The 23588-nt window shown below is 62.1% G+C and carries 21 protein-coding genes, 4 tRNA genes and 1 pseudogene; 22 read left to right on the top strand and 4 right to left on the bottom strand.

Going from position 1 to position 23588, the window contains the following annotated elements; all coding sequences use genetic code 11:
* The first annotated feature begins 99 nt into the window (after window positions 1-99).
* From J3P84_RS19345 to J3P84_RS19335, 3 genes and pseudogenes are all read left to right on the top strand, one after another.
* Window positions 100-1497, top strand: a complete 1398-nt coding sequence (locus tag J3P84_RS19345) for a PLP-dependent aminotransferase family protein (RefSeq protein ID WP_434625201.1) — start codon at window positions 100-102, stop codon at window positions 1495-1497.
* A gap of 110 nt (window positions 1498-1607) precedes the next feature.
* A pseudogene (locus J3P84_RS19340) lies at window positions 1608-2666 on the top strand (methyl-accepting chemotaxis protein); the annotation flags it as partial.
* Window positions 2667-2693: 27 nt separating this feature from the next.
* Entirely contained in the window at window positions 2694-3575 is an 882-nt protein-coding gene (locus J3P84_RS19335; protein WP_434631434.1) for a methyl-accepting chemotaxis protein, read from the top strand.
* A 225-nt stretch (window positions 3576-3800) separates the two neighbouring features.
* Here the strand turns inward: J3P84_RS19335 and J3P84_RS19330 are convergent, their stop codons facing one another.
* Complete coding sequence (locus tag J3P84_RS19330) at window positions 3801-4559, bottom strand: hypothetical protein (RefSeq protein ID WP_434625199.1); 759 nt, start codon at window positions 4557-4559, stop codon at window positions 3801-3803.
* A gap of 371 nt (window positions 4560-4930) precedes the next feature.
* Between J3P84_RS19330 and J3P84_RS19325 the strand changes: the two genes are divergently transcribed.
* The 4 genes from J3P84_RS19325 (at window position 4931) to J3P84_RS19310 (ending at window position 5343) form a co-directional block, all read left to right on the top strand.
* A tRNA-Glu gene (locus J3P84_RS19325) sits at window positions 4931-5006 on the top strand.
* A gap of 2 nt (window positions 5007-5008) precedes the next feature.
* Window positions 5009-5084, top strand: a tRNA-Gly gene (locus J3P84_RS19320).
* Window positions 5085-5188: 104 nt separating this feature from the next.
* Window positions 5189-5264 (top strand) — tRNA-Glu (locus J3P84_RS19315).
* Window positions 5265-5267: 3 nt separating this feature from the next.
* Window positions 5268-5343, top strand: a tRNA-Gly gene (locus tag J3P84_RS19310).
* Between the two features lie 173 nt (window positions 5344-5516).
* Here J3P84_RS19310 and J3P84_RS19305 read toward each other — a convergent pair.
* A complete protein-coding gene (locus J3P84_RS19305) occupies window positions 5517-5924 on the bottom strand; it encodes a PA2817 family protein (RefSeq protein WP_305496075.1) in 408 nt (135 codons plus the stop codon).
* Between the two features lie 88 nt (window positions 5925-6012).
* The gene (locus J3P84_RS19300) at window positions 6013-8460 is read right to left on the bottom strand and encodes an acyl-CoA dehydrogenase (RefSeq protein ID WP_434625197.1); all 2448 of its coding nucleotides are present in this window, start codon (window positions 8458-8460) and stop codon (window positions 6013-6015) included.
* A 278-nt stretch (window positions 8461-8738) separates the two neighbouring features.
* Here J3P84_RS19300 and J3P84_RS19295 point away from each other — a divergent pair, with 278 nt between their 5' ends.
* The 3 genes from J3P84_RS19295 (at window position 8739) to J3P84_RS19285 (ending at window position 11211) form a co-directional block, all read left to right on the top strand.
* The gene (locus tag J3P84_RS19295) at window positions 8739-9362 is read left to right on the top strand and encodes a glutathione S-transferase family protein (protein WP_434625195.1); all 624 of its coding nucleotides are present in this window, start codon (window positions 8739-8741) and stop codon (window positions 9360-9362) included.
* 134 nt (window positions 9363-9496) lie between these two features.
* A complete protein-coding gene (locus tag J3P84_RS19290) occupies window positions 9497-10429 on the top strand; it encodes an ABC transporter ATP-binding protein (RefSeq protein ID WP_305496072.1) in 933 nt (310 codons plus the stop codon).
* Window positions 10430-10431: 2 nt separating this feature from the next.
* A complete protein-coding gene (locus J3P84_RS19285; RefSeq protein WP_434574258.1) occupies window positions 10432-11211 on the top strand; it encodes an ABC transporter permease in 780 nt (259 codons plus the stop codon).
* Between the two features lie 164 nt (window positions 11212-11375).
* Here J3P84_RS19285 and J3P84_RS19280 read toward each other — a convergent pair whose 3' ends face one another.
* On the bottom strand, window positions 11376-11906 hold the full coding sequence (locus J3P84_RS19280) for a DUF2062 domain-containing protein (RefSeq protein WP_434569369.1): 531 nt from the start codon (window positions 11904-11906) through the stop codon (window positions 11376-11378).
* 144 nt (window positions 11907-12050) lie between these two features.
* Here J3P84_RS19280 and J3P84_RS19275 point away from each other — a divergent pair, with 144 nt between their 5' ends.
* The 12 genes from J3P84_RS19275 (at window position 12051) to J3P84_RS19220 (ending at window position 23542) form a co-directional block, all read left to right on the top strand.
* On the top strand, window positions 12051-14297 hold the full coding sequence (locus tag J3P84_RS19275; protein WP_434625193.1) for a DNA internalization-related competence protein ComEC/Rec2: 2247 nt from the start codon (window positions 12051-12053) through the stop codon (window positions 14295-14297).
* A 95-nt stretch (window positions 14298-14392) separates the two neighbouring features.
* The gene (locus J3P84_RS19270) at window positions 14393-15028 is read left to right on the top strand and encodes a MotA/TolQ/ExbB proton channel family protein (protein WP_305496069.1); all 636 of its coding nucleotides are present in this window, start codon (window positions 14393-14395) and stop codon (window positions 15026-15028) included.
* Window positions 15025-15453: an ExbD/TolR family protein gene (locus J3P84_RS19265; RefSeq protein WP_434569368.1), complete on the top strand. Its 429-nt coding sequence runs from the start codon at window positions 15025-15027 to the stop codon at window positions 15451-15453. Before J3P84_RS19270 ends, J3P84_RS19265 begins: the two co-directional genes overlap by 4 nt.
* A complete protein-coding gene (gene lpxK, locus J3P84_RS19260; RefSeq protein ID WP_434625190.1) occupies window positions 15453-16463 on the top strand; it encodes a tetraacyldisaccharide 4'-kinase in 1011 nt (336 codons plus the stop codon). Before J3P84_RS19265 ends, lpxK begins: the two co-directional genes overlap by 1 nt.
* A gap of 23 nt (window positions 16464-16486) precedes the next feature.
* A complete protein-coding gene (locus J3P84_RS19255; protein ID WP_003179363.1) occupies window positions 16487-16672 on the top strand; it encodes a Trm112 family protein in 186 nt (61 codons plus the stop codon).
* Window positions 16669-17433, top strand: coding sequence for a 3-deoxy-manno-octulosonate cytidylyltransferase (gene kdsB, locus J3P84_RS19250; protein ID WP_434625188.1), 765 nt, complete (start codon window positions 16669-16671; stop codon window positions 17431-17433). The genes J3P84_RS19255 and kdsB overlap by 4 nt, the downstream gene beginning before the upstream one ends.
* Window positions 17433-17897: a low molecular weight protein-tyrosine-phosphatase gene (locus J3P84_RS19245; RefSeq protein ID WP_434569365.1), complete on the top strand. Its 465-nt coding sequence runs from the start codon at window positions 17433-17435 to the stop codon at window positions 17895-17897. Before kdsB ends, J3P84_RS19245 begins: the two co-directional genes overlap by 1 nt.
* Window positions 17894-18913, top strand: a complete 1020-nt coding sequence (gene murB / locus J3P84_RS19240) for a UDP-N-acetylmuramate dehydrogenase (protein ID WP_434625185.1) — start codon at window positions 17894-17896, stop codon at window positions 18911-18913. Before J3P84_RS19245 ends, murB begins: the two co-directional genes overlap by 4 nt.
* Before the next feature lie 268 nt (window positions 18914-19181).
* Window positions 19182-19652: a (2Fe-2S)-binding protein gene (locus J3P84_RS19235; RefSeq protein ID WP_434631431.1), complete on the top strand. Its 471-nt coding sequence runs from the start codon at window positions 19182-19184 to the stop codon at window positions 19650-19652.
* On the top strand, window positions 19649-21964 hold the full coding sequence (locus J3P84_RS19230; protein WP_434625183.1) for a molybdopterin cofactor-binding domain-containing protein: 2316 nt from the start codon (window positions 19649-19651) through the stop codon (window positions 21962-21964). The genes J3P84_RS19235 and J3P84_RS19230 overlap by 4 nt, the downstream gene beginning before the upstream one ends.
* Window positions 21964-22935 carry an XdhC family protein gene (locus J3P84_RS19225; RefSeq protein ID WP_434625181.1) on the top strand — a complete coding sequence of 324 codons (972 nt, stop codon included), beginning with the start codon at window positions 21964-21966 and terminating at the stop codon, window positions 22933-22935. Before J3P84_RS19230 ends, J3P84_RS19225 begins: the two co-directional genes overlap by 1 nt.
* Window positions 22936-22951: 16 nt before the next feature.
* Complete coding sequence (locus J3P84_RS19220) at window positions 22952-23542, top strand: nucleotidyltransferase family protein (RefSeq protein ID WP_434625179.1); 591 nt, start codon at window positions 22952-22954, stop codon at window positions 23540-23542.
* The last annotated feature ends 46 nt before the right edge of the window (window positions 23543-23588 follow it).

Here is a 23588-nt window from a genome sequence, read left to right as displayed (position 1 = left end):
GAAGCAGGCGTTTTCACGTCTTTGGCTTACATCGTCCGACTCGGCCCTGTGCTTAACTCTTTCGAACGTAAAACATTCGCTTAGGAGCTTGGTTTACTCATGGAGTTGAGAATCGACCGGCAGGCCCTGGTGCCTGTCGTGCAGCAAATTGTCGACGCGCTGGCCAGCCGGATCCGCCAGGGTGTGGTGCCGCCAGGGGCGCGCCTGCCATCGATCCGGCGGCTCGCGCGGGAAAACCTGCTAAGCCAGGCGAGTGTCCACGAAGCCTGCCAGCGGCTGGTGGCCCAGGGGCTGCTGGCCTCTCGTCATGGCTCAGGTTTTCTGGTCGCCTCAGGCCCTTTGGCATGGCATGAGCCGGTCGATCAGTTTTGGCCGCCGGGCATTTCTTGCCAGCAGGCGGGGTTGGGGGACGGTTCGCCAGGGGCTCTGGAACTGGGGGGCGGCGGGTTGCCCGAGAGCTGGCGTGAAAGCGACGACCTTGGTTATGCGATCCGCCAGGTTACCCGCACCGATATGGCGGGGTTGTTCAACTACAGCACGCCGATGGGGCTGCCGGCCTTGCGCGAGCAATTGTCCAGGCGCCTGAAACAGTTCGATATCGATGCCGATGAAAACCTGATCCTGACCACGACGGGGGTAAGCCACGGGCTGGACCTGATCGTGCGCACTCTTCTGCTGCCAGGAAGCTGCGTCGTGGTGGAAAGCCCGGGTTATTCGAAACTGTTCGACCTGCTCAGGCTGCACAGGATCGACATGATCGAACTGCCGAGAACACCGCACGGCCCGGACATCGCTGCGCTCGAATGTCTGTTGGCGATGCATCGCCCCAACGCCCTGTTCATCAACAGTGCCTGCCACAACCCAACCGGCAGCAATCTTTCCCCGGCTGTAGCCCAGCGATTGCTTGAGTTGGCGAAAGAGCACGCCATGCTGGTTATCGAGGACGATGTCTATGCCGATTTCCAGGGTTCGACGCGAGTCCGCCTGGCCGCTCTGGATGCCGATGTGATCTACCTCGGCAGTTTCTCGAAAACCCTCAGCAGTTCGTTACGAGTCGGCTTCGTGGTGGCCGGGCCCTGCGTTATCGCGCGATTGAGCGAGGTCAAGGGGATAACCAGCATGGGCGGGTCGCGATTCTCTGAAGCGGTACTGACCAATCTGTTGGCCAACGGTGCCTACCGAAAACTGGTCCAGCGCCAGCGGCAGCGGCTGAATGCCGATATGGCCATGACGTTGCAGTTGCTCGACGAGGCCGACTGGGAAGTTTTTGGCAAACCGGCAGGGGGGCTGTTCATTTGGGCGCGCCCGCCCATTTGCGACTACGGCAGGTTGCAGCGTCTGGCCAGGTACTCCGGCATCCAGCTGTCCTCGCGTACGGCGTTCAGTCCTTCAGGCACCGACACTGACTGGTTGCGGATCAACGTGGCCCATGCCCGAGACCCCAAGGCGTTGGCGTTTTTCCATGCCACGGCTCTGGATCGACCTCAAGTGTCCTGAAAACGACGCGGATGTAGCTTTTTGCCATTATTCCGACGCAGGCATCTTGTGTTGCGAGGTGTCTCGTTGCGAATCTGCAAGCAACACACACTGGCAGAGGACTGGGCGCAATGATTACGGCCGTGCAAGGACGTTTCGCCAACCTCGGTATGGCGAAAAAACTGGGCATCGGGTTTTTCCTGGTGTTGCTGCTCACTGCGTTGGTGGCGGCCATCGGTGTCTGGTCCCTGCAAACCATCAGTCAGCGTTTCGATGGTTTGAAACAGATGTCGTCCCTCAACAGCGGGTTGCTCAAGGTCCGGTTACTTGAGCAGGAATACGCCTCGCGCTCCGACCCCAAGACGGCCGATGCCTTGCGCCAGGGTGTCGATGCATTGGTTGCCCTGGCGAATGAGCTCAAGGCGCAATCGGCTGCCAATGTACCGGTGATGAATGAAGTGGAGCAGGCTCTGGCGGCGTATCGCAAGGCATTCGATGAGTTTGTGGATCTGAGCCAGAGCAAGGACCTGGCCCTGGAAATGGCCAGTTGGTCTGTTTCCAGTGTCGCCAACAACCTGGAGGTGTTGCAGGCGGGTCTGGCCGATGACGGCGCCTATACCTTGAAAGAGTCCGAAGGCAAGGACGGTGCGGAATTCATCGAGCAGGCCAACCAGGTCAGCGAGGTCTCGCGGCTGATGCTGCAGGCCATGAACGAAGCGCGGGTTCGCCTGGACCAGAGCCGTAAAGGCAGCGAGGAGAACGCCGGGCAAGGCAACATCGAACAGGCCGAGCAGGCCATGAAACTGGCCGAAGTACTCAAGGGCGCGGTCAAGGATCCGGGTTACCAGACCGTACTCAACGAAGTGGCCGGGCACATCGGCGGATTCAATCAGCAGTTGGCCGAATACACCGGTTTGCTGGCCAAGGAGAAAACCGTCTACCAGCAATTGCATGAGCGTGCCGACCAGGTTGTGGCGCGGGTCGACCAAGCCTACAACGCTGAAGACAGTGCAATGCAGGCGGAGCTGAAGAAAAATTCGCTGATGATCGTCGGTTCGTCGGCCCTGGCCCTGCTGGTGGGATTGATCGCTGCCTGGCTCATCACCCGGCTGATCGTTACGCCGCTGCGCAGTGTCATTCGCGTCGCCCAACAGATTGCTTCAGGTGACTTGAGTGCCAAGGTCGATGTGACACGTCGGGATGAGATCGGCCAGTTGATGCTGGCCATGCAGCAGATGGCGGCCGGCTTGAGCAGCATCGTCAGCGGTTTGCAGGCCGGCATCGAGCAATTGGCCAGCTCGGCACAGTCGCTGTCGTCCGTGACCGAGCAGACCAACCTTGAAGTCAGCAGCCAGAAGGAGGAAACCGAGCAGGTGGCCACGGCCATGAACCAGATGACCGCCACCGTGCATGACGTGGCGCGCAACGCCGAAGAGGCCGCGCGAGCAGCCCAGACCGCCGACGACAAGGTTGAAAGCGGCCAGCGGGTGGTGCGCCAGAGCATGGTGCGTATCGGACAACTGGCTGATTCGGCGACGTCGGCCAGCACCAGCATCGAAAGCCTCAGCGCCGAGATACAGAACATCGGCACGGTGCTGAGCGTGATCAAGAGCGTCGCCGAACAAACCAACCTGCTGGCGCTCAACGCCGCTATCGAGGCGGCCAGGGCGGGCGAGCAGGGCAGGGGTTTTGCCGTGGTGGCCGATGAGGTGCGAGCCCTGGCCAAGCGTACGCAACAGTCCACTGAGGAAATCGAGCGATTGGTCAGCGCCCTGCGCTCGGCCGCCCAGACCTCCGTACAACAGATCCAGAGCAGCGGCGAATTGGTGAAAATGGCCGTCAGCGATGCGCTGCAGACCGAAAGCGCATTGGGCAGCATTGCGGCGGCGGTGTCGTTGATCCAGCAGATGAACCAACAGATCGCGGCGGCAGCCGAGCAACAGAGTTCGGTGGCTGAAGAGATCAACCGCAGTGTTACCAGTATCCGTGCCAGCGCCGATCAATCGTCCATGGCCATGCAGGGCAATGCCGCTTCAAGCATTGAGCTGGCACAGCTGGGGAGCGAGTTGAAGGGGATGGTGGGGCATTTCAGGTTGTGAGTGTGGGGCTGCACTGAGCGCCTTCGCGAGCAGGCTCGCTACCACCTTGGATCTTCATCAGTCACAGAGTTAATGCACGCCGCGAAACCGTGTGGGAGCGAGCCTGCTCGCGAAAGCGGTGTGTCAGCCACTATTCATGCTGGCTGAACCACCGTCTTCGCGAGCAGGCTCGCTCCCACAGAGAAATGTGTTTGCACAAGAAACGGGCGGGCTATCAGTCCGAACTCAATCGTAGACTTTCTTTTTCTTCCACTCGTCGTTCGCTTCGTCTTCCTTCAACCCTTCAGTCAACTGGTTAACCTCGCCCTCGACCGGCTGGGTGCTGGCCAGGACCTGGGCATTGGCGCGGGCCAGAAGCTTCTCCAGATAGGCCAACTGTTCGGCATAGACCTGCGGCTCCTGCTGTTTGCGCAGGTATTGCACGCCTCGCTCGAATGCCAGGCGGGCCTGCCCCGGCTGCTCCTGTTGCAAGGCTTGCTGACCGAGATTGTTGAAGAACTCGATGTGCAGCAGCACCAGCAGGTGCCGCACTTCACGGATCCAGCGCTTGGCCTCGTTGGGCGGCAGGAAGCCATCCTGCGCGGCGCGGGTGATCTGGCCGTGCAACGCTTCGAGCAGAAACCGCACATCCTTGGCCTTGGCCTCGGTTTGTATCGGTGCCGGCGGGTTGCCTACCGGGATCGACTCACCCTGAGCAGCCAATGCGGACAGTTCATCCAGGCGAGCCTTGACCGCAGCGTTGGACTTTTCAAGATTGAGCAAGCGCTGGCAGACATTCATCTCCAGGCGTGTCATCAGCAACTTCAGGGCCGGGGTCATCAACTGGCCGGGGAAGGTTTCCGTGAGCTCGCCGCAACGCCGCAAGCGGTCGTTGAGTTCGACTTTGGTGCGGGCCTTTTCCAGCTTGTTGTTTTCCACCACATGGTTCATGTAGCCAATGGCGATCAACAGTGCGATCCCGGCTACGACGAGCAGGGTGATCATGAGTGGTGTCACCGGTAAGACCTCTTTATTAGCGTTCGCATGTCATGAGTGTAGTGGCTTGGCTTTTAAGCGCATAGGCCCGAGCGACGCGATTAGACGGGCGACGTACTGTTCACGCGGCGCGTAGCGGAGTAGATGCACATTGCCACTATTTGTCGGGCGCGACTATAACCCCTTGGCGGGCGACAGAATATAGGCGCCAGAGAGCGGACGGGGAAAATCCGCGAATCCTCCTCAAACCGGGCGAAGTCATTGATTTAAATAAATTTATATTCGGGGGTTGACGACCCTCCAATCCATCCATAGAATGCGCGCCACTTACAGCGTAAAGCACTCAGCCAAACGCGATAAGCAGTGAATGTTGTACGTGTGTCCCCTTCGTCTAGTGGCCTAGGACACCGCCCTTTCACGGCGGTAACAGGGGTTCGAGTCCCCTAGGGGACGCCAATGCGGGAATAGCTCAGTTGGTAGAGCACGACCTTGCCAAGGTCGGGGTCGCGAGTTCGAGTCTCGTTTCCCGCTCCAATTTAAACAGCGTTGCTTTCGGGCAGGGCTGAGTGAAACCAGAGCCGACATCTTCGGATGCGGATTTGGGCACTGGGATACACACCATGTGTTCCAGTTAGCGTGTCCCCTTCGTCTAGTGGCCTAGGACACCGCCCTTTCACGGCGGTAACAGGGGTTCGAGTCCCCTAGGGGACGCCATTTGCGGGAATAGCTCAGTTGGTAGAGCACGACCTTGCCAAGGTCGGGGTCGCGAGTTCGAGTCTCGTTTCCCGCTCCAAATTCAAAAAAACGCCGCTCATTGAGCGGCGTTTTTTTATGCGCGTGAAAAAAGTCTATTCAGCCCTCAAGGCTGTGTACCACGCGCGCACTGCCAAACCTGGCTCGATAAAAGATCAAAAAAAGACCCGCAGAGTTTTTAAGCCATGCGGGTCTTTGTCGTGCTGTTTGCAATCAGTGCTTGCTGTCCTGATCAGACATGGCCAGCAATTGTTTTTCCTGGTTCCAGTCGAACGGCTCGTCGTTTTGCTCGGCTTCGAAACGACGTTCCTCGAGGGCCTGGTACAGGGCGATCTCTTCGTCGGGCATGTAGTGCAGGCAATCGCCGCCGAAATACCACAGCAGGTCTCGGGGCACCAGGTGGGCGATCTGTGGATAACGCACGATCACCTGGCACAGCAGGTCCTGGCCCAGGTACTGGCTTTCGATCGGGTCGACTGGCAGTTGCGCGCGCAATTCGTCAAAGCGCTCCAGGAACAGCGCATGGCTTTCTTCGGGAACCTGTTCGGCCTCACCCACGGCGACCAGGATGCTGCGCAAGTGGTCAAGCAAGACGAGGTGATCGGCAACGACGTTGGACACGAGATAAGTCCTCAAGAGCAAAACGGGCGCAGGAGTATAAAGCTCCTGCGCCCGCTTTTACATGCTATCGATCAGATCGCTGCCAGCATCACCGCACCTTGGCCTCGGCGAGCGTCAGTTCCTCCTTGTCGAAATCATCCACATCGATGACCTTGCGGCGTGCCGCTTCGGCTGCGCGCAGGGTCTGCGCCTCACCGGCTTGCAGGACACCCGCCTCCAGGGCCGCATCGATGATAGGTTCGCCGGGCGCCGGGTTGAGTTGACCCTGCTTGAACGCTCCATGGAGCTTTTTGTGAAGGGGCTGGGCGGCGGCCAGCAGGTCGGCGGCATGTTGCAGCGCACCCACCGGGTCCTCTTCCGACTGCGGGCGATAACAGCCTTGGAGCAGCTCTTCCAGAGTCGGATCGCCCTTGGCGCGACCGATAACGGCAGCCACCTCGGCGTCCAGCCTGTCGCTCGGTCCCTTGTGACGGCGGCCGAAAGGAAACACCACCACTCGCAAGAGGCCGCCCAGCAGCCGGTTCGGGAAGTTGACCAGCAGTTCGTCCAGTGCCCGCTCCGATTGTCCCAGGCTTTCCTCCATGGCCCAGCGAAACAGCGGCGCCATATGGTCTGGCGAGTCAAGGTCGTGATAGCGCTTGAGCGCCGCCGAGGCCAGGTAAAGGTTGCTCAATACATCCCCCAGGCGGGCCGACAGGCGTTCGCGACGTTTGAGTTCGCCACCCAGCAGCATCATGCTCAGGTCCGCCAGCAAGGCGAATGCCGCCGCCTGCCGGTTGAGGGCACGGAAATACCCTTGGCTCAGGGCATTGCCCGGCACGTTGTCGAAGTGCCCCAGGCCGAGGTTCAGGACCAGGGTGCTGGCGGCGTTGCCGATGGCAAAACCGATGTGCTTGAGCAGCAACCCGTCGAATTCGACCAATGCCTGGTCTTTGTCTTCTCGAGTTGCCAGGGCCATTTCCTTCAATACGAACGGATGGCAGCGAATCGCCCCCTGGCCGAAGATCATCAGGTTGCGCGAGAGGATATTCGCGCCTTCGACCGTGATGAAAATCGGCGCACCTTGCCAGCTGCGGCCCAGGTAATTGTTCGGCCCCATGATGATGCCCTTGCCGCCGTGCACGTCCATGGCGTGGCTGATGCACTCGCGGCCGCGCTCGGTCAGGTGGTACTTGAGGATGGCCGAGAGTACCGAGGGTTTTTCGCCGAGGTCCACCGCGTTGGCGGTCAGCATGCGTGCGGCGTCCATCAGCCAGGCATTGCCGCCGATACGTGCCATGGCTTCCTGGATGCCCTCGAAGGCGGACAACGGCACGTTGAATTGTTCCCTTACCTGGGCGTACTGGCCGGTGACCAGGCTGGTGAACTTCGCCGCGCCGGTCCCTACCGCTGGCAGGGAAATCGAGCGCCCGACCGACAGGCAATTCATCAGCATCATCCAGCCCTTGCCGAGCATGGCCTGGCCGCCGATGAGGAAGTCCAGCGGGATGAACACGTCCTTGCCCCAGTTCGGTCCGTTCATGAAGGCGGCGCCAAGAGGCAGGTGACGGCGACCGATATTGACACCGGGCGTATCCGTGGGGATCAGCGCCAGGCTGATCCCCAGGTCTTCTTCGTCACCTAGCAGATGGTCGGGATCATAGGCTTTGAAGGCCAGGCCGAGGAGGGTGGCGACGGGGCCGAGGGTGATGTAGCGTTTTTCCCAGTTCAAGCGCAGGCCGATGGTTTCCTGGCCTTGCCATTCGCCCTTGCAAATAATCCCGGTGTCGGGCATCGCCCCCGCATCGGAGCCAGCCAGCGGCCCGGTCAGGGCGAAGCAGGGAATATCGTCACCCCGGGCCAGTCGCGGCAGATAATGGTTGCGTTGTTCATCGGTGCCGTAGTGCAGCAGCAGTTCCGCCGGGCCGAGGGAGTTGGGGACCATCACGGTGGACGCCAGGTCGCCACTGCGGGTCGCCAGTTTCATCGCTACCTGGGAATGGGCGTAGGCGGAAAACCCCTTGCCACCGTATTCCTTCGGAATGATCAGGGCGAAGAAACCATGTTCCTTGATATGGGCCCAGGCTTCGGGCGGCAGGTCCATGGCCTGGCCGATCTGCCAGTCGCTGACCATCGCGCAGAGTTCTTCGGTTGGACCGTCGAGAAACGCCTGCTCTTCGTCAGTCAGTTTTACTTTTGGGTAGGCCAGCAGCATGTCCCAGTCCGGCCGGCCGCTGAATAATTCCCCGTCCCACCACACCGTGCCGGCATCAATGGCATCGCGCTCGGTCTCGGACATCGGTGGCAAGGTTTTCTGGAACCAGTCGAACATCGGCGCGCTGAAATATCTACGGCGCAGGTCAGGTAGCAACAGCGGGGCTGCAACGGCGGCAAGTACCAACCATAGGACAAGCAGCAGCCACCCGGGCGCATGGCTGAAGATGCCCATCGCCAACAGGTAGACCGCAACGATGCCCAGCGCTGGCAGCGGGGCGGTGCGGCGGTGTGCCAGCCAGGCTATCCCGACGACCAGAACCAGTATCCACAACAACAGCATAAATAATCCTCCGTGAACCAGGGCAAGACCGACCCTCAGAGCTTAGACGTCCTCTGTAAAACCGGCGGTCGGCGCGATGTGATTGATTTCGTGGGAAACCTTGGATGCATTGCGCCAGTCTGGTTGGCAACACCGGTAGGAAATCGTTCGTTGGTCAGGTGAGAAAACGCCATTGTTTGGCTGAAACGCCGTTATTGCTCGGCGACGTGCAGGGGTGATTTGAGTCGCGGTTGATCCGGCGTATGCTGCTGCGGCATTTATCCATTGAGGAAGCCGTGATGCTGAAGATCTGGGGTCGGAAGAATTCGTCGAACGTACGCAAGGCGCTGTGGTGTGCCGAAGAGCTGGGGCTGGCCTACGAGGCCATCGACGCGGGCGGCGCGTTTGGCGTGGTGGATACGCCCGAGTACCGCGCGAAAAATCCCAACGGCCGGGTTCCGATGATAGAAGACGACGGCTTCGTGCTCTGGGAATCCAATACCATCGTGCGTTACCTGGTGGCTCGCCATGCCTCAGGCTCGGCCTGGTATCCCGATGACATACAGGCCCGCGCCAGCGCTGAAAAATGGATGGACTGGACCACGTCCAGCTTTGCCGCTCCGTTTCGCACGGTGTTCTGGGGCGTGCTGCGCACCCCGGCCGAGCAGCAGGACTGGCCGGCCATCAATGCGGCAATCAAGGAGTGCGACCAGTTGCTGGCAATGGTGGAGCAAGCCCTCGGCGAACAGCCTTACCTCTGCGGTGAGGAAATCGGAATGGGCGACATTCCCTTGGGCAGTTTCATTTATGCCTGGTTCGAGATGCCCATCGAGCGCGCCGCATTGCCTCGGCTGGAGGCCTGGTATGCGCGGCTCCAGCAGCGTCCGGCTTATCGCAAGGCCGTCATGACCGCGTTGACTTAATACTTACTATCGACACACTTCACTGTACTTGTGCGGCGACGCCACGCACCATTGCCTTCATGCGCCGTGGTTGTATTGCTCGCCGCCGGCCCTTATCTATTCTTCTTCCTCCCCTTCTTGGTGCGTAATCCGATATGAGTTCCGCTCTGTCCATACGGCAGCTAACCAAAACCTACGGCAACGGTTTCCAGGCCCTGAGTGGTATCGATCTGGATGTCGCCGAAGGTGATTTTTTTGCCTTGCTGGGCCCCAACGGTGCCGGCAAATCCACCACCATCGGCATTCTTTCCACGCTGGTGAACAAATCCGGCGGGACGGTGAACGTCTTCGGCCATGACCTGGACCGCGAGCCCGCCGCGCTCAAGCGCTGCATCGGCGTGGTGCCCCAGGAATTCAACTTCAACCAGTTCGAAAAGACCTTCGACATCGTCGTGACCCAGGCCGGCTACTACGGCATCCCGCCGAAGATCGCCAACGAGCGCGCCGAGCAGTATCTGACCCAGCTTGGCTTGTGGGACAAGCGCGATGTGCCGTCCCGTTCGTTGTCCGGCGGCATGAAGCGACGCCTGATGATTGCCCGCGCGCTGGTGCATGAACCGCGCCTGCTGATCCTCGACGAACCCACCGCCGGCGTGGACATCGAGCTGCGTCGTTCGATGTGGACCTTCCTCACCGAGCTGAACCAGAAAGGCATCACCATCATCCTCACCACGCACTATCTGGAAGAGGCCGAGCAGCTGTGCCGCAACATCGGCATCATCGACCACGGCACCATCGTCGAGAACACCAGCATGCGGCAGTTGCTGAGTCAGCTGCATGTGGAAACCTTCCTGCTGGATCTCAAGCATGACCTGAGCGCCGCGCCGCAGTTGGTGGGTTATCCGGCTCGCCTGCTTGACGGCCATACCCTGGAGGTCCAGGTTGACAAGTCCGCCGGTATCACCGGGCTGTTCACCCAGCTGGCCGTGCAAAACATCGAAGTGCTGAGCCTGCGCAACAAGACCAATCGCCTTGAGGAGTTGTTCGTGTCCCTGGTGGAAAAAAACCTGGCGAAGGTGGCGGTATGAGTATGAGTTCGGAACTGCGCCCCAACCTCATCGCCCTCAATACCATTGTCTATCGTGAAGTCCGGCGCTTCATGCGGATCTGGCCGCAGACCCTGCTGCCCCCGGCGATCACCATGGTCCTGTACTTCGTGATTTTCGGTAACCTGATCGGCCGGCAGATCGGCGACATGGGCGGTTTCACGTACATGGACTACATTGTGCCGGGGCTGATCATGATGTCGGTGATCACCAACTCCTACGGCAACGTGGTATCGAGTTTCTTCGGCAGCAAGTTCCAGCGCTCCATCGAAGAGCTGATGGTTTCACCGGTTTCACCCCATACGATCCTGATCGGCTTCACCCTGGGTGGCGTGCTGCGCGGGCTGGCGGTCGGCCTGATCGTGACGCTGCTGTCGCTGTTCTTCACTAATCTGCAGGTGCATCACCTGGGGGTGACGATCCTGGTGGTGGTCCTGACGGCGACGATCTTTTCGCTGCTGGGCTTCATCAACGCGGTGTTCGCGCGAAACTTCGATGACATCTCCATCATCCCGACGTTCGTGCTCACGCCGCTGACGTATCTGGGCGGGGTGTTCTACTCGATTTCCCTGCTGCCACCGTTCTGGCAGACCGTATCGCTGGCCAACCCGGTGCTGCATATGGTCAATGCTTTCCGCTACGGGATCCTTGGCGTTTCGGACATTCGCATCAGTATTGCAATTACCTTCATGCTAGTGGCGACCGTGGTGCTTTATGTGAGCTGTGCGCGGTTGCTGGTGAGTGGGCGAGGGATGCGTACCTGACCCGGTCTGTGTCTGAAGTGTCGTACCTGTGGGAGCGAGCCTGCTCGCGAAGGCTGAGCATCATCCGATGCAGATGTTGGCTGTGATGGCCTCTTCGCGAGCAGGCTCGCTCCCACAAGGAGTTCGGATTACCCTCTAATTTCGTGTCTGGAGGGGAAACGCGGTCAGTCCAGCTTTTCTCTCATCCGACTGCGCTTGCGCCGCCGCCACTGCCTGGCAACCCACCATCGCCAATACGCCATGGTGACGAAATAAGCCAAGACTCCAAGCACCAACCCAGTGACCACCGACCCCAGCAAAAACGGCTGCCACAACGTTGACAGCTGGTTGGTGATCCACTCCCAGGTCAATTCGTCCGGCAGCGTCCGGGCTGGAACGTCCATCAGCCAGGCGCCGGTCTGATAGGTGCAGAAGAATACCGCGGGCATGGTGATGGGGTTGGTCAGCCAGACCAGGCTTACCGCGATCGGGATGTTGCCGCGAACCGTGACGGCCAGCGCGGCGGCCAGGAGCATTTGCAGCGGTATCGGCAGAAAAGCGGCGAACAGGCCAACGGCCATCGCCCGCGCCACCGAATGACGATTGAGGTGCCAGAGGTTGGGATCGTGCAGCAGGGTGCCGAGAAAGCGTAAGGATTTATGTTCCCGAATGCTCGCGGGGTCAGGCATGTAACGTTTGAATAATCGCCGGGGCATAAGGCTTCTCGGTCGGGTCAGAGCAGTAAGGCCGCAAGTATGTCCGGATTCTACAACCGGGAGATTCAGACTTTGTGACAATTGTTAACGCCCACGGTGCCCCGCACCGGCTAAGCCTGGAGAGGGACTCTCAAGGATGGGCTTATGCGCACGGCAATGGTCGCGCTTGCACTGGGGCTGCTGGCCCCGGTTTTTCTACCGGTACTGCCGTCGCCATGGCTGATCGCAGCCATGGCGACGCTGGCGTTGATGGTACTGCCGTTTCGCCTGTACCCGGCGGGTTGCTTCCTCTTCGGGCTGGTCTGGGCGAGCCTCGCCGCACACCATGCACTGGACGGACGGTTGCCCTTCGCACTGGACGGCGAGACGCGCTGGGTCGAAGGGCGGGTCGTCGGTTTGCCGCAACACGGCGATGGAACGGTGCGTTTCGAATTGGCCGATATCCAGTCAAGGCGCACGCGCTTGCCAACCTCGATGCGCCTGGCCTGGTATGGCGGGCCGCCGGTCAGCAGCGGTGAGAAATGGCGCCTGGCGGTAAAGCTCAAGCGACCCGCGGGGCTGCTCAATCCCCATGGCTTCGACTATGAGGCGTGGCTGTTGAGCCGCGGCATTGGCGCGACCGGCAGCGTCAAGCAAGGGCGACGCCTGCAACCGGCCCAGGGCGCCTGGCGCGACGGGGTGCGCCAGGCATTGGCGAAAGTCGATGCCCAAGGGCGTTCCGGGGCGCTGATGGCATTGGTCCTTGGCGATGGCTCCGGGTTGAGTCGCGAAGATTGGCAGGTGCTGCAAGACACCGGCACGATCCATCTGCTGGTCATTTCCGGGCAGCACATCGGCCTGTTCGCCGGCCTCGTATACCTGCTGGTCGCCGGCGCGGCGCGTCATGGTGTCTGGCCGGCGTGGTTGCCATGGCTGCCTTGGGCGTGCGTGCTGGCGTTCACCGCGGCGCTGGGTTACGGCCTGCTCGCCGGTTTCGAAGTGCCGGTGCGGCGGGCCTGTGTGATGATCGGACTGGTGCTGCTGTGGCGCTTGCGCTTTCGCCAGGCCGATCCTTGGAAAGCCTGGCTGTTGGCGCTCCTGGCAGTGCTGCTGCTCAATCCGCTGGCGAGCCTGCGGCCGGGGTTCTGGTTGTCGTTCGCCGCGGTGGCCGTTCTGATGTTTACCTTCGGCGGTCGCCTGGGCCCCTGGCGTTGGTGGCAGACCTGGACCCGCGCCCAGTGGCTGATTGCTCTCGGGCTGTGCCCGCTACTCTTGATCCTCGGGCTGCCGGTCAGCCTCAGCGGTCCGTTGGCCAATCTGCTGGCGGTGCCCTGGGTCAGTCTGCTGGTGTTGCCTTCGGCCTTGCTTGGCACCGCGTTGCTACCGATACCTTACATAGGCGAGAGCCTTCTCTGGATTGCCGGCGGCTTGCTCGATCTGCTGTTCAAGGCGCTCGCGCTGGCAGCCGGGCAGATGCCAGCCTGGGTGCCTCCCGCGGTGCCGCTGTGGGCCTGGTGCGTGGCGGCGCTCGGCACTGCGCTGCTGTTGCTGCCCAAGGGCGTACCGCTGCGGATCCTGGGTTGGCCGATGCTGATGCTGATGGTTTTTCCCCCACGGGAAGAAGTACCCCACGGGCAAGCCGAAATCTGGCAACTGGACGTCGGCCAGGGGCTGGCGATCCTCGTGCGCACCCAGCGGCACGTCTTGCTTTATGACGCGGGGCCGCGTTTTGGCGACGCCGATGCGGGCGAGCGCGTGGTGGTGCCGACCTTGCACAGGCTCGGTGTGCGTACCTTGGACATGCTGCTGCTCAGTCACGCCGACGCCGATCACGCCGGCGGTGCACAAGCCGTACGCAACGGATTGCCGACCCGTCGGGTGGTCAGCGGCGATCCCGAGGCGCTGCCCGTCGATCTGCAGGCAGGGGCGTGCGATAGCGGCGAACGCTGGGAATGGGACGGGGTGAGGTTCGAACTGTGGCGCTGGGCATCGGCTGTCGAGAGCAACCAGAAATCCTGTGTCTTGCTGGTCGAGGCCGGTGGCGAGCGGTTGCTGCTGACCGGAGATATCGATACCCATGCCGAACGGGCCTTGCTTGACAGTCCCTTGGCGATGCCGACCCAGTGGCTGGCAGCGCCGCACCATGGCAGCCGCAGCTCATCGTCGATGGCGCTGCTGGCGCGCCTCGAGCCCCATTCGGTATTGATTTCCCGGGGGCGCAACAATGCGTTCGGCCATCCCCATCCGTGGGTGATGGAGCGTTATCGACGCTTGGGCATGGTGATCTACGACAGTGCTGAACAAGGTGCCATTCGTCTGCAACTCGGCGCCTTTACACCTGCGCTTGGGCAGGCGGGCATTCGCCGTTACTGGCGCGATCCGCCGCCCGCCGGGCCAGCGTCGGAGCATTGATCTGGCGCAGCGTTCTTGCCGTGTTGTCGGCAGGGCGGGCCTGCACAGCGAGTCTGTATGATAAAGTGGCGCACTTTTTCGAGGGGGCTGTCACTGTGTGGGAATTGGTCAAATCCGGCGGCTGGATGATGTTGCCGATCATTCTGAGTTCCATCGCGGCACTGGGTATCGTTGCCGAACGCCTGTGGACCCTGCGGGCCAGCCGCGTGACCCCGGAGCATCTGCTCGGGCAGGTCTGGGTCTGGATCAAGGACAAGCAGCTGAACAAGGACAAGCTCAAGGAACTGCGAGCCAGCTCGCCGCTGGGGGAGATCCTCGCGGCAGGCCTGGCGAATTCCAAGCATGGTCGCGAGATCATGAAGGAGTGCATCGAGGAGGCCGCCGCGCGCGTCATCCATGACCTGGAACGCTACATCAATGCCCTTGGGACCATCGCGGCCATGTCGCCATTGCTGGGCCTGTTGGGCACGGTCCTGGGCATGATCGACATTTTCAGCGCGTTCACCGGTTCCGGCATGACGACCAATGCCGCCGTGCTGGCGGGCGGTATTTCCAAGGCACTGATCACCACCGCCGCGGGCCTGATGGTGGGTATTCCGGCGGTGTTCTTCCATCGCTTCCTGCAACGCCGCGTCGACGAGCTGGTGGTGGGCATGGAGCAGGAAGCCATCAAGCTGGTCGAGGTGGTGCAGGGCGACCGTGACGTGGACCTGGCCGGGGGCAAGAAGTGAAATTCCGCCGCAAACCACGGGAAAATATCGAGATCAACCTGGCGTCGCTGATCGACGTGGTGTTCATCCTGCTGCTTTTTTTCGTCGTGACCACCACCTTCACCCGGGAAACCCAGTTGAAGGTTGAGCTGCCGCAAGCGGTGAGTGGCTCGCCGGCCGAGGACCAGCAGTTGAAAAACCTGGAAGTCACCATCAGCGCCGAGGGCGCGTTCTCGGTGAACAACCAGTTGCTGCCCAAGAGCGACCTGGCGAGCCTGATCGAGGCGCTGCAGAGGGAGTCCGGCGGTGATACCAACCTGCCGCTGGCCATCAGCGCCGACGGCAAGACGCCTCACCAATCGGTCATCACCGCCATGGACGCGGCTGGCAAGCTCGGCTTCAGCCACCTGCGCATGACCACGATCGAGGCGGCGCCGGCACCTTGATGGCCATGTCCGATCGATTGCTTGCCGCGTGGTACAAGGGGCATCCCGCCCTGGTGCTGCTGCGCCCGCTTGAATGGCTGTACCGACGCGTAGTGACCGGCAAGCGCGAGCGCTTCCTGGCGGGCGAGGGCGAGATCTACCAGCCGCCGGTGCCGCTGATTGTGGTGGGTAACATTACCGTCGGCGGCACCGGCAAGACGCCGTTGATCCTCTGGATGATCGAGCATTGCCAGCGCAGTGGCCTGCGGGTCGGCGTGGTCAGCCGGGGTTACGGCGCCAGGCCGCCGCAATTGCCATGGCGAGTCGAGGCCGAGCAGGGCGCCGACGTCGCGGGCGACGAACCGCTGCTCATCGTCCAGCGCAGCGGCGTGCCGTTGATGATCGATCCTGATCGCAGCCGCGCTGTCCGGGCGCTGCTGGACGCCGAGCCGCTGGACCTGATCCTGTCCGACGACGGTATGCAGCATTACCGCCTGGCCCGCGACCTCGAACTGGTATTGATCGACAGCGCCCGTGGCCTGGGCAACCGCCGTTGCCTGCCGGCCGGCCCGTTGCGCGAGCCGGTGGAGCGCCTGCGCTCGGTCGACGCCGTGCTGTTCAACGGCGCCAGCGCTGATCGCGAGGACGGCTTCGCGTTCGAGTTGCGGCCCACCGCGCTGATCAACCTGGCCAGCGGCGAGCGGCGCCCCCTCGACCATTTTCCTCCCGGCCAGACCCTGCATGCCGTGGCCGGCATCGGCAATCCCCAGCGTTTCTTCAAGACCCTCGAAACGCTACACTGGCGGCCTGTACCGCACGGGTTTGCCGATCATGCCGAATACAGTGCCCAGGCCTTCGATTTCGAACCGTCATTGCCAGTGGTCATGACGGAAAAGGACGCGGTCAAATGCCGTGCCTTCGCCGCGCCCGACTGGTGGTACCTGGCGGTTGACGCAGCGCCTTCGCCAGCCTTCGCGGCCTGGTTCGATACGCAGCTGATGCGCCTGTTGCCGGATCGGCTCTTGCCTTAAAACGTTATACCCAGGGGAATTTCATGGACACCAAACTGCTCGATATCCTGGCTTGCCCGGTCTGCAAAGGCCCGCTCAAGCTCAGTGCCGACAAGACCGAGCTGATCAGCAAGGGCGCCGGCCTGGCCTATCCGATTCGCGACGGCATCCCGGTGATGCTCGAAAGCGAAGCCCGTACCCTGACCACCGACGAGCGCCTGGATAAATGAATACAGCGTTTACTGTTGTCATTCCGTCGCGCTTTGCCTCCACGCGCTTGCCCGGTAAACCGCTGCTGCTGATCGCCGGCAAGCCGATGATCCAGCATGTCTGGGAGCAGGCTTGCAAGAGCAGCGCCCAGCGTGTGGTGGTGGCAACGGACGACGCGCGCATCGTGGAGGCCTGCCAGGGCTTTGGCGCCGAAGTGGTGATGACTCGCGAGGATCACAACTCCGGTACTGACCGCCTGGCGGAAGTGGCTGGGAAACTCGGTCTGGCGCCCGACGCCATCGTCGTCAACGTGCAGGGTGACGAGCCGCTGATTCCGCCGAGCGTAATTGATCAGGTCGCCGCGAACCTGGCGGCGCACCCAGAGGCGCGCATGGCCACCCTGGCCGAGCCGATCGAGGACGTGCAGACGCTGTTCAATCCCAACGTGGTCAAGGTGGTCAGCGACCTCGACGGCCTGGCACTGACGTTCAGTCGTGCCAGCTTGCCTTGGGCCCGAGAGGCATTCGCTCAGGACCGCGAAGTGCTGCCCGAAGGCGTGCCGTACCGTCGCCATATCGGCATCTATGCCTACCGCGCCGGTTTCCTTCAGGACTTCGTCGCTTGGGGCCCCTGCTGGCTGGAAAACACCGAAGCCCTCGAGCAACTTCGAGCGTTGTGGCATGGCGTGCGGATCCATGTCGCCGATGCGCTGATCGCGCCGCCGACCGGTGTAGACACTGCCGAAGACCTCGAGCGCGTTCGTCGCCTGCTGGAGGCTTGATGCGGGTTCTGTTCGTCTGCCTTGGCAACATTTGCCGGTCGCCCACCGCCGAAGGCATCTTGCGCCATAAGCTGCGCGAAGCCGGGCTGGAGGGGCAAGTGGAAGTCGCCTCTGCCGGTACCGGTGATTGGCACGTCGGCAAGGCCCCGGATAAACGCAGCATGGCCGCGGCCCTGCGACGTGGCTACGATCTGTCGGCCCAGCGGGCCCGGCAAGTCACCCGCGCCGATTTCGCCGCCTATGATCTGATCCTGGCGATGGACAGCAATAACCTGCGCAACCTCAAGGCACTGCAACCGGCCAGTGGCAAGGCCGAGCTCGATCTGTTTCTGCGTCGCTACGAGGCTGAGCTCGATGATGTCCCAGATCCGTACTACGACGGCGAACAGGGTTTCGAGCAGGTGCTCGACCTGATCGAACAGGCCACGGATCGTCTGGTCATCGAAGTGAAGGGGCGGTTATGACCTTGCATGTCCAGGCCGGTGTCAGCCTCAAGCCGTTCAACAGCTTTGGCGTGGACGTCGCCGCACGGTTGTTCGCCGAGGCCCACAGCGATGCCGATGTCCGCGAGGCGCTGGTCTATGCCGCCGGGCATGATCTGCCGTTGCTGGTGATCGGCGGCGGCAGCAACCTGCTATTGACCGACGACATCGACGCGCTGGTGTTGCGCATGGCCAGTCGGGGGATCCGCCTGCTCAGCGACGACGGCGAACGCGTGGTGATCGAGGCCGAGGCCGGGGAGCCCTGGCATCCTTTTGTCCAGCACACGCTGGCGCAAGGTTGGTCGGGGCTGGAGAACCTCAGCCTGATTCCCGGTACGGTAGGGGCGGCACCGATGCAGAATATCGGTGCCTACGGCGTCGAGATAAAGGATGTCTTCGCCGGCCTTACCGCGCTGGATCGCCATAACGGCGAGTTGCGCGACTTCACTCTTGAAGAATGCGCCTTCGCCTACCGCGACAGCCTGTTCAAGCAGCAGGCGGGACGCTGGCTGATCCTGCGGGTACGTTTTGCCCTCAGTCGTGTCGCGCATCTGCACCTGGAATACGGCCCGGTCCGCCAGCGCCTGAGCGAGCAAGGCATCGATCAGGCAACGCCTTCGGACGTCAGCCGGGCGATTTGCAGCATTCGCAGCGAAAAGCTTCCGGACCCCGCCGTACTCGGCAACGCCGGCAGCTTCTTCAAGAACCCCTTGGTGCCGGTCAGTCATGTGGCGCATCTCAAGCTGCAATACCCTGACCTGGTGGCTTATCCACAGCCTGGAGGGCAGATGAAAATCGCGGCCGGCTGGCTGATCGAACGGGCCGGCTGGAAGGGCTTTCGCGAGGGCGACGCTGGCGTGCACAAGTTGCAGGCACTGGTGCTGGTCAATTATGGCAACGCCACGGGCCTGCAATTGCTGGACCTGGCTCAACGGATCCAGAAGGACATTGCCGAACGTTTCCAGGTCGATCTGGAGATGGAGCCGAATCGGTATTGACAGGCGCTTGGCCCTGCGCGAACAAAAAAACGCCCTGCATGACCTGCACACGCTCATTCGTGCAGGATTGTGCAGGGCGTTTTGCTTGTTCCTGGGTTAATTTAATTGGCTGACGATGCGAGCATACGCATCCCCAAGGCCCGGTGCAGACGCTGTTGACGTGTGCACAAGAGAGCCGGATCAGCCTGAGCCAGTCTGCGACACCGAACCGATCACCAAACGGCAGATTGCTCGACCCCCATAACTCGAAACGAATGCGGGCGTGCCCATGATTACCCTGAAACTCAATGGAACAGATCATCAACTGGATGTCACCGAGGACATGCCGCTGCTGTGGTCAATCCGCGATGTGGCCGGTTACAACGGCACCAAGTTCGGCTGCGGCATGGGCCTGTGCGGCGCGTGCACGATCCACATCGATGGCGCCCCGGCGCGCAGTTGCATCACGCCGATCGGCTCGGTGAAAGGCCAGAACGTCAGCACGATTGATGCGCTGCACGTCGACCCGGTCGGCCAGGTTGTACAGAAGGCCTGGCTGGACACCGCCGTGGCCCAGTGTGGTTTTTGCCAGGGCGGGCAGATCATGTCCGCCACGGCATTGCTCAAGACCAATCCCAACCCGACGGATGAACAGATCGAGGAGGCCATGGTCGGCAACCTCTGCCGTTGCGGCACCTACAACCGGATCAAGACCGCGATCCGCCAGGCCTCCACTCACCTGAAGGAGGCCAAGGCATGAGCCGCTTGCCGAATGATTTTGTGCTGAGCAACCTCAGTCGTCGGGGTTTCCTCAAGGGCGCCAGCGCCACGGGCGTGCTGGTGCTGGCCGCCAGTTGGGGGCTGCCGGAGGCCTTTGCCGAAGAGAAGAAGTTCGGCGCCGAGGGCATGCCCCATGGTGCGGTCGACGATCCCAAGGTCTACGTGAGCATTGCCGCTGACGGCAGCGTCACGGTGATCTGCAACCGTTCGGAAATGGGTCAGGGCGTGCGCACCAGCCTGAGCATGGTGGTGGCCGACGAACTCGACGCCGACTGGGCGCTCGTCAAGGTCAGGCAGGCGCCGGCTGATGAGGCGCGCTTCGGCAACCAGGACACCGACGGCTCGCGCAGCATGCGTCACTGGTACGAGCCGATGCGCCGCTGCGGTGCCGCCGCCCGGACCATGCTTGAATTGGCCGCCGCCGCCCAGTGGAAAGTGCCGGTGGGCGAATGCCGTGCGCAACTGCATAAAGTGGTGCATCAACCTTCGGGGCGCGAACTGGGTTATGGCGAGTTGGCCGCCGCCGCGGCGGCCTTGCCGGTTCCGGCCCGCGACAGCCTGCGCCTCAAGCAGCCGTCGGAGTTTCGTTACATCGGCAAGGAAGCGAGCCGTGCCATCGACGGCGCGGACATTGTCAACGGCCGAGCGGTATTCGGTGCCGATGTGCATTTCGACGGCATGCTTTACGCCGTCATGGCCCGCCCACGGGTCTACGGTGGCAAGGTCAAGAGCGTGGACAGCAGCGCGGCGTTGAAGGTGCCGGGCGTGATCAAGGTGGTGCAGATCGAAGGACGCCCTTTGCCCTCCGAATTCCAGCCGCTGGGCGGCGTGGCGGTGGTAGCGAAAAACACCTGGGCGGCGATCAAGGGCCGCGAAGCGTTGAAAATCGAATGGGACGATGGCCCGAACGCCGGCTATGACTCCATCGCCTACCGCAAGGAACTGCAAGCGGCTGCTCTGAAACCGGGCAAAGTCCTGCATAGCACTGGCGATCTTGACGACGCACTGGCCAAAGCCGATTCGACGTTGGAGGCTGCCTACTACCTGCCGCACCTGTCCCAGTCACCGATGGAGCCGATGGTCGCGGTCGCCCGCTTCAAGGACGGTCAATGCGAAGCCTGGGCACCGAGCCAGGCACCCCAGGTCACCCGCGAACGCGTCGCCGAACGCCTGGGCATTGCTTTCGAGAAGGTCACGATAAACATCACATTGCTGGGCGGCGGTTTCGGACGCAAGTCCAAACCCGATTTCGTCGTCGAGGCGGCGGTGCTCGCCAAGGAATTCCCCGGCCAGGCGGTTCGGGTGCAATGGACCCGCGAGGACGATATTCATCACTCGTATTTCCATACCGTATCGGCCGAATACCTGAAGGCCGGCCTGAACAAGGACGGGCTGCCCTCCGGTTGGCTGCATCGCACCGTGGCCCCGACCATCACCGCGCTGTTCGCGCCGGGCATGACCCACGAAGCGCCGTTCGAAGTGGGCATGGGCGTGACCAACATGGCCTATGCCATTCCCAACCTGCGCCTGGAGAACCCCGAGGCGGTGGCCCATACCCGGGTTGGCTGGTACCGCTCGGTGTCGAACATTCCCCATGGTTTTGCGATCCAGAGCTTCATCGACGAACTGGCCCACAAGGCCGGCCAGGACCCGCTCAAGTACCATCTGAAGTTGCTGGGGCCGGACCGCAAGATCAACCCCAACAGTCAGAACGACAGCTGGAACTACGGCGAATCGCCCGAGCGTTATCCCATCGATACGGCGCGGATCCGCACCGTGCTGGAGACTGCCGCGAAGGCCGCTGGCTGGGGCCGTGAATTGCCCAAGGGCCGAGGATTGGGGCTGGCGGTGCACTACAGCTTCGTCACCTACGTGGCCGCGGCAATTGAGGTCGAGGTCAAGGATGACGGCACGGTGATCGTGCACAAGGCGGACATTGCCGTGGACTGTGGGCCGCAGATCAATCCCGAGCGTATCCGCTCGCAGTTCGAAGGCGCCTGCGTGATGGGCCTGGGCAACGCGATGGTCGGGGAGATCAGCTTCAAGGACGGCAAGGTCCAGCAGGACAATTTCCACATGTACGAAGTGGCGCGCATGTCCCTGGCACCCAAGGAAGTAGCCGTGCACCTGGTCACCCCGCCGGGCGAAGTGCCGCTGGGAGGCGTTGGTGAACCGGGCGTGCCGCCGATCGCGCCGGCATTGTGCAACGCAATCTTCGCCGCCACCGGCAAGCGCATCCGTGATCTGCCTGTGCGTTACCAGTTGCAAGGCTGGCAGCAGGCCAAAGCCTGATGGACAGCGTTGATCTGAACGTGCTGCGCAGCGTGCTGGAATGGCGTCGCGCCGGGCAGCGGGTGGTGCTGTTCACCGTGGTCCAGACCTGGGGCACCGCGCCGAGACCTCCGGGGGCTATGCTGGCCCTGCGCGAAGACGGCGTGGTGATCGGTTCGGTATCGGGCGGTTGTGTCGAGGATGACCTGATCGCCCGGCTGCACGACGGCCGGATTCCGGCGGATGGCCCGCCCGTGCAGCTCATCACCTACGGTGTCACCCGTGAGGAAGCGGCGCGTTTCGGCTTGCCGTGCGGCGGCACCTTGCGCCTGACGGAGGAGCGAGTCGGCGATCCAGGCTGGGTCGCCGAGTTGCTGGCGCGGTGCGAGGCCCACGAAATAGTCGCCCGGGAATTGACCATCGCGACCGGCGCTGTGGTGCTGACACCAGCGAGCAAAAGCGATGCCTTGGTGTTCGATGGCGAAACGCTGCGGGCGATTTATGGCCCGCGCTGGCGGCTGTTGCTGATCGGCGCCGGACAGCTGTCGCGTTACGTGGCGGAAATGGCCCGGTTGCTGGATTTCGAGGTGTTGATCTGCGACCCGCGCAAGGAATTCGTCTACGGTTGGGAAGAGCAGCATGGCCGCTTTGTTCCGGGCATGCCCGACGAGGCGGTGCTGAGCATCGAGACCGATGAGCGCACCGCGATCGTTGCCCTGACCCATGACCCGCGCCTGGACGACATGGCCTTGCTCACCGCCCTGGATTCCAGGGCTTTTTATGTGGGCGCCCTCGGCTCACGGGTCAACAGCCAGAAGCGCCGGGACAACCTCGCTCAGCTAGGCTTGTCAGCACAAGCCATCGAGCGGCTGCACGGGCCCATCGGCTTGCACATCGGCAGCCACACCCCGGCGGAAATCGCCTTGTCGCTGCTGGCGGAAATCGTCGCGATCAAAAATGGCGTCGAATTGCGCCAAAAGAAACCGCTGTAGTCCAGGAGGGAAGGGTATGTCTGAGTCCATTGGCGTGATCATCCTCGCGGCTGGCTCGGGCCGCCGTTTCCGCCAGGTCGCCGGGCCTGACAAGGACAAGCTGCTGACTGATTGCATAGGACGTGACGGCGCGGTGCGCTCGGTAATCGAACACGTGCTGGTCAATCTGCCGGCCTCGCTGGACAAGCGCGTGCTGGTCACCCGCAATGACCGTCCGCAGGCCATTCGCATGGCCCAGGCCTACGGATGCGATTTTATCGAGCTGGATTCGCCTGGCCTGGGCGACAGCATTGCCGCCGGCGTCCGGGCCTGTCCGGAGGTGGCTGGCTGGCTGATCGTGCTGGGCGACATGCCGTTTATCCTGCCGTCGAGCATTGAAAAGGTGGCGGCAGGGATTCGCGAGGATGGCATCAGCGTGCCGGTTCTTGCCGGGGAGTATGGGCATCCGGTGGGATTTGGTCGTGGGTTTGGCTCGCAGTTGATGGCGTTGTCCGGTGACCGTGGTGCGAAGGTGTTATTCGCCGGGGCGCAAGCCGTCGAGGTGTCGGTGGACGATCCTGGTGTGACCTGGGACATTGACGTGCCGGAGGCATTGATCTTCGGATAGATTTCTTGATGGATTGTAAATTTACGGTGGTTGCAATTCCCCTGTG

Origin of the sequence: Pseudomonas sp. Z1-29, from assembly GCF_051131995.1 — a bacterium.
Classification (GTDB): Bacteria; Pseudomonadota; Gammaproteobacteria; order Pseudomonadales; family Pseudomonadaceae; genus Aquipseudomonas.
This window is presented reverse-complemented; position numbering and strand designations above follow the sequence as displayed.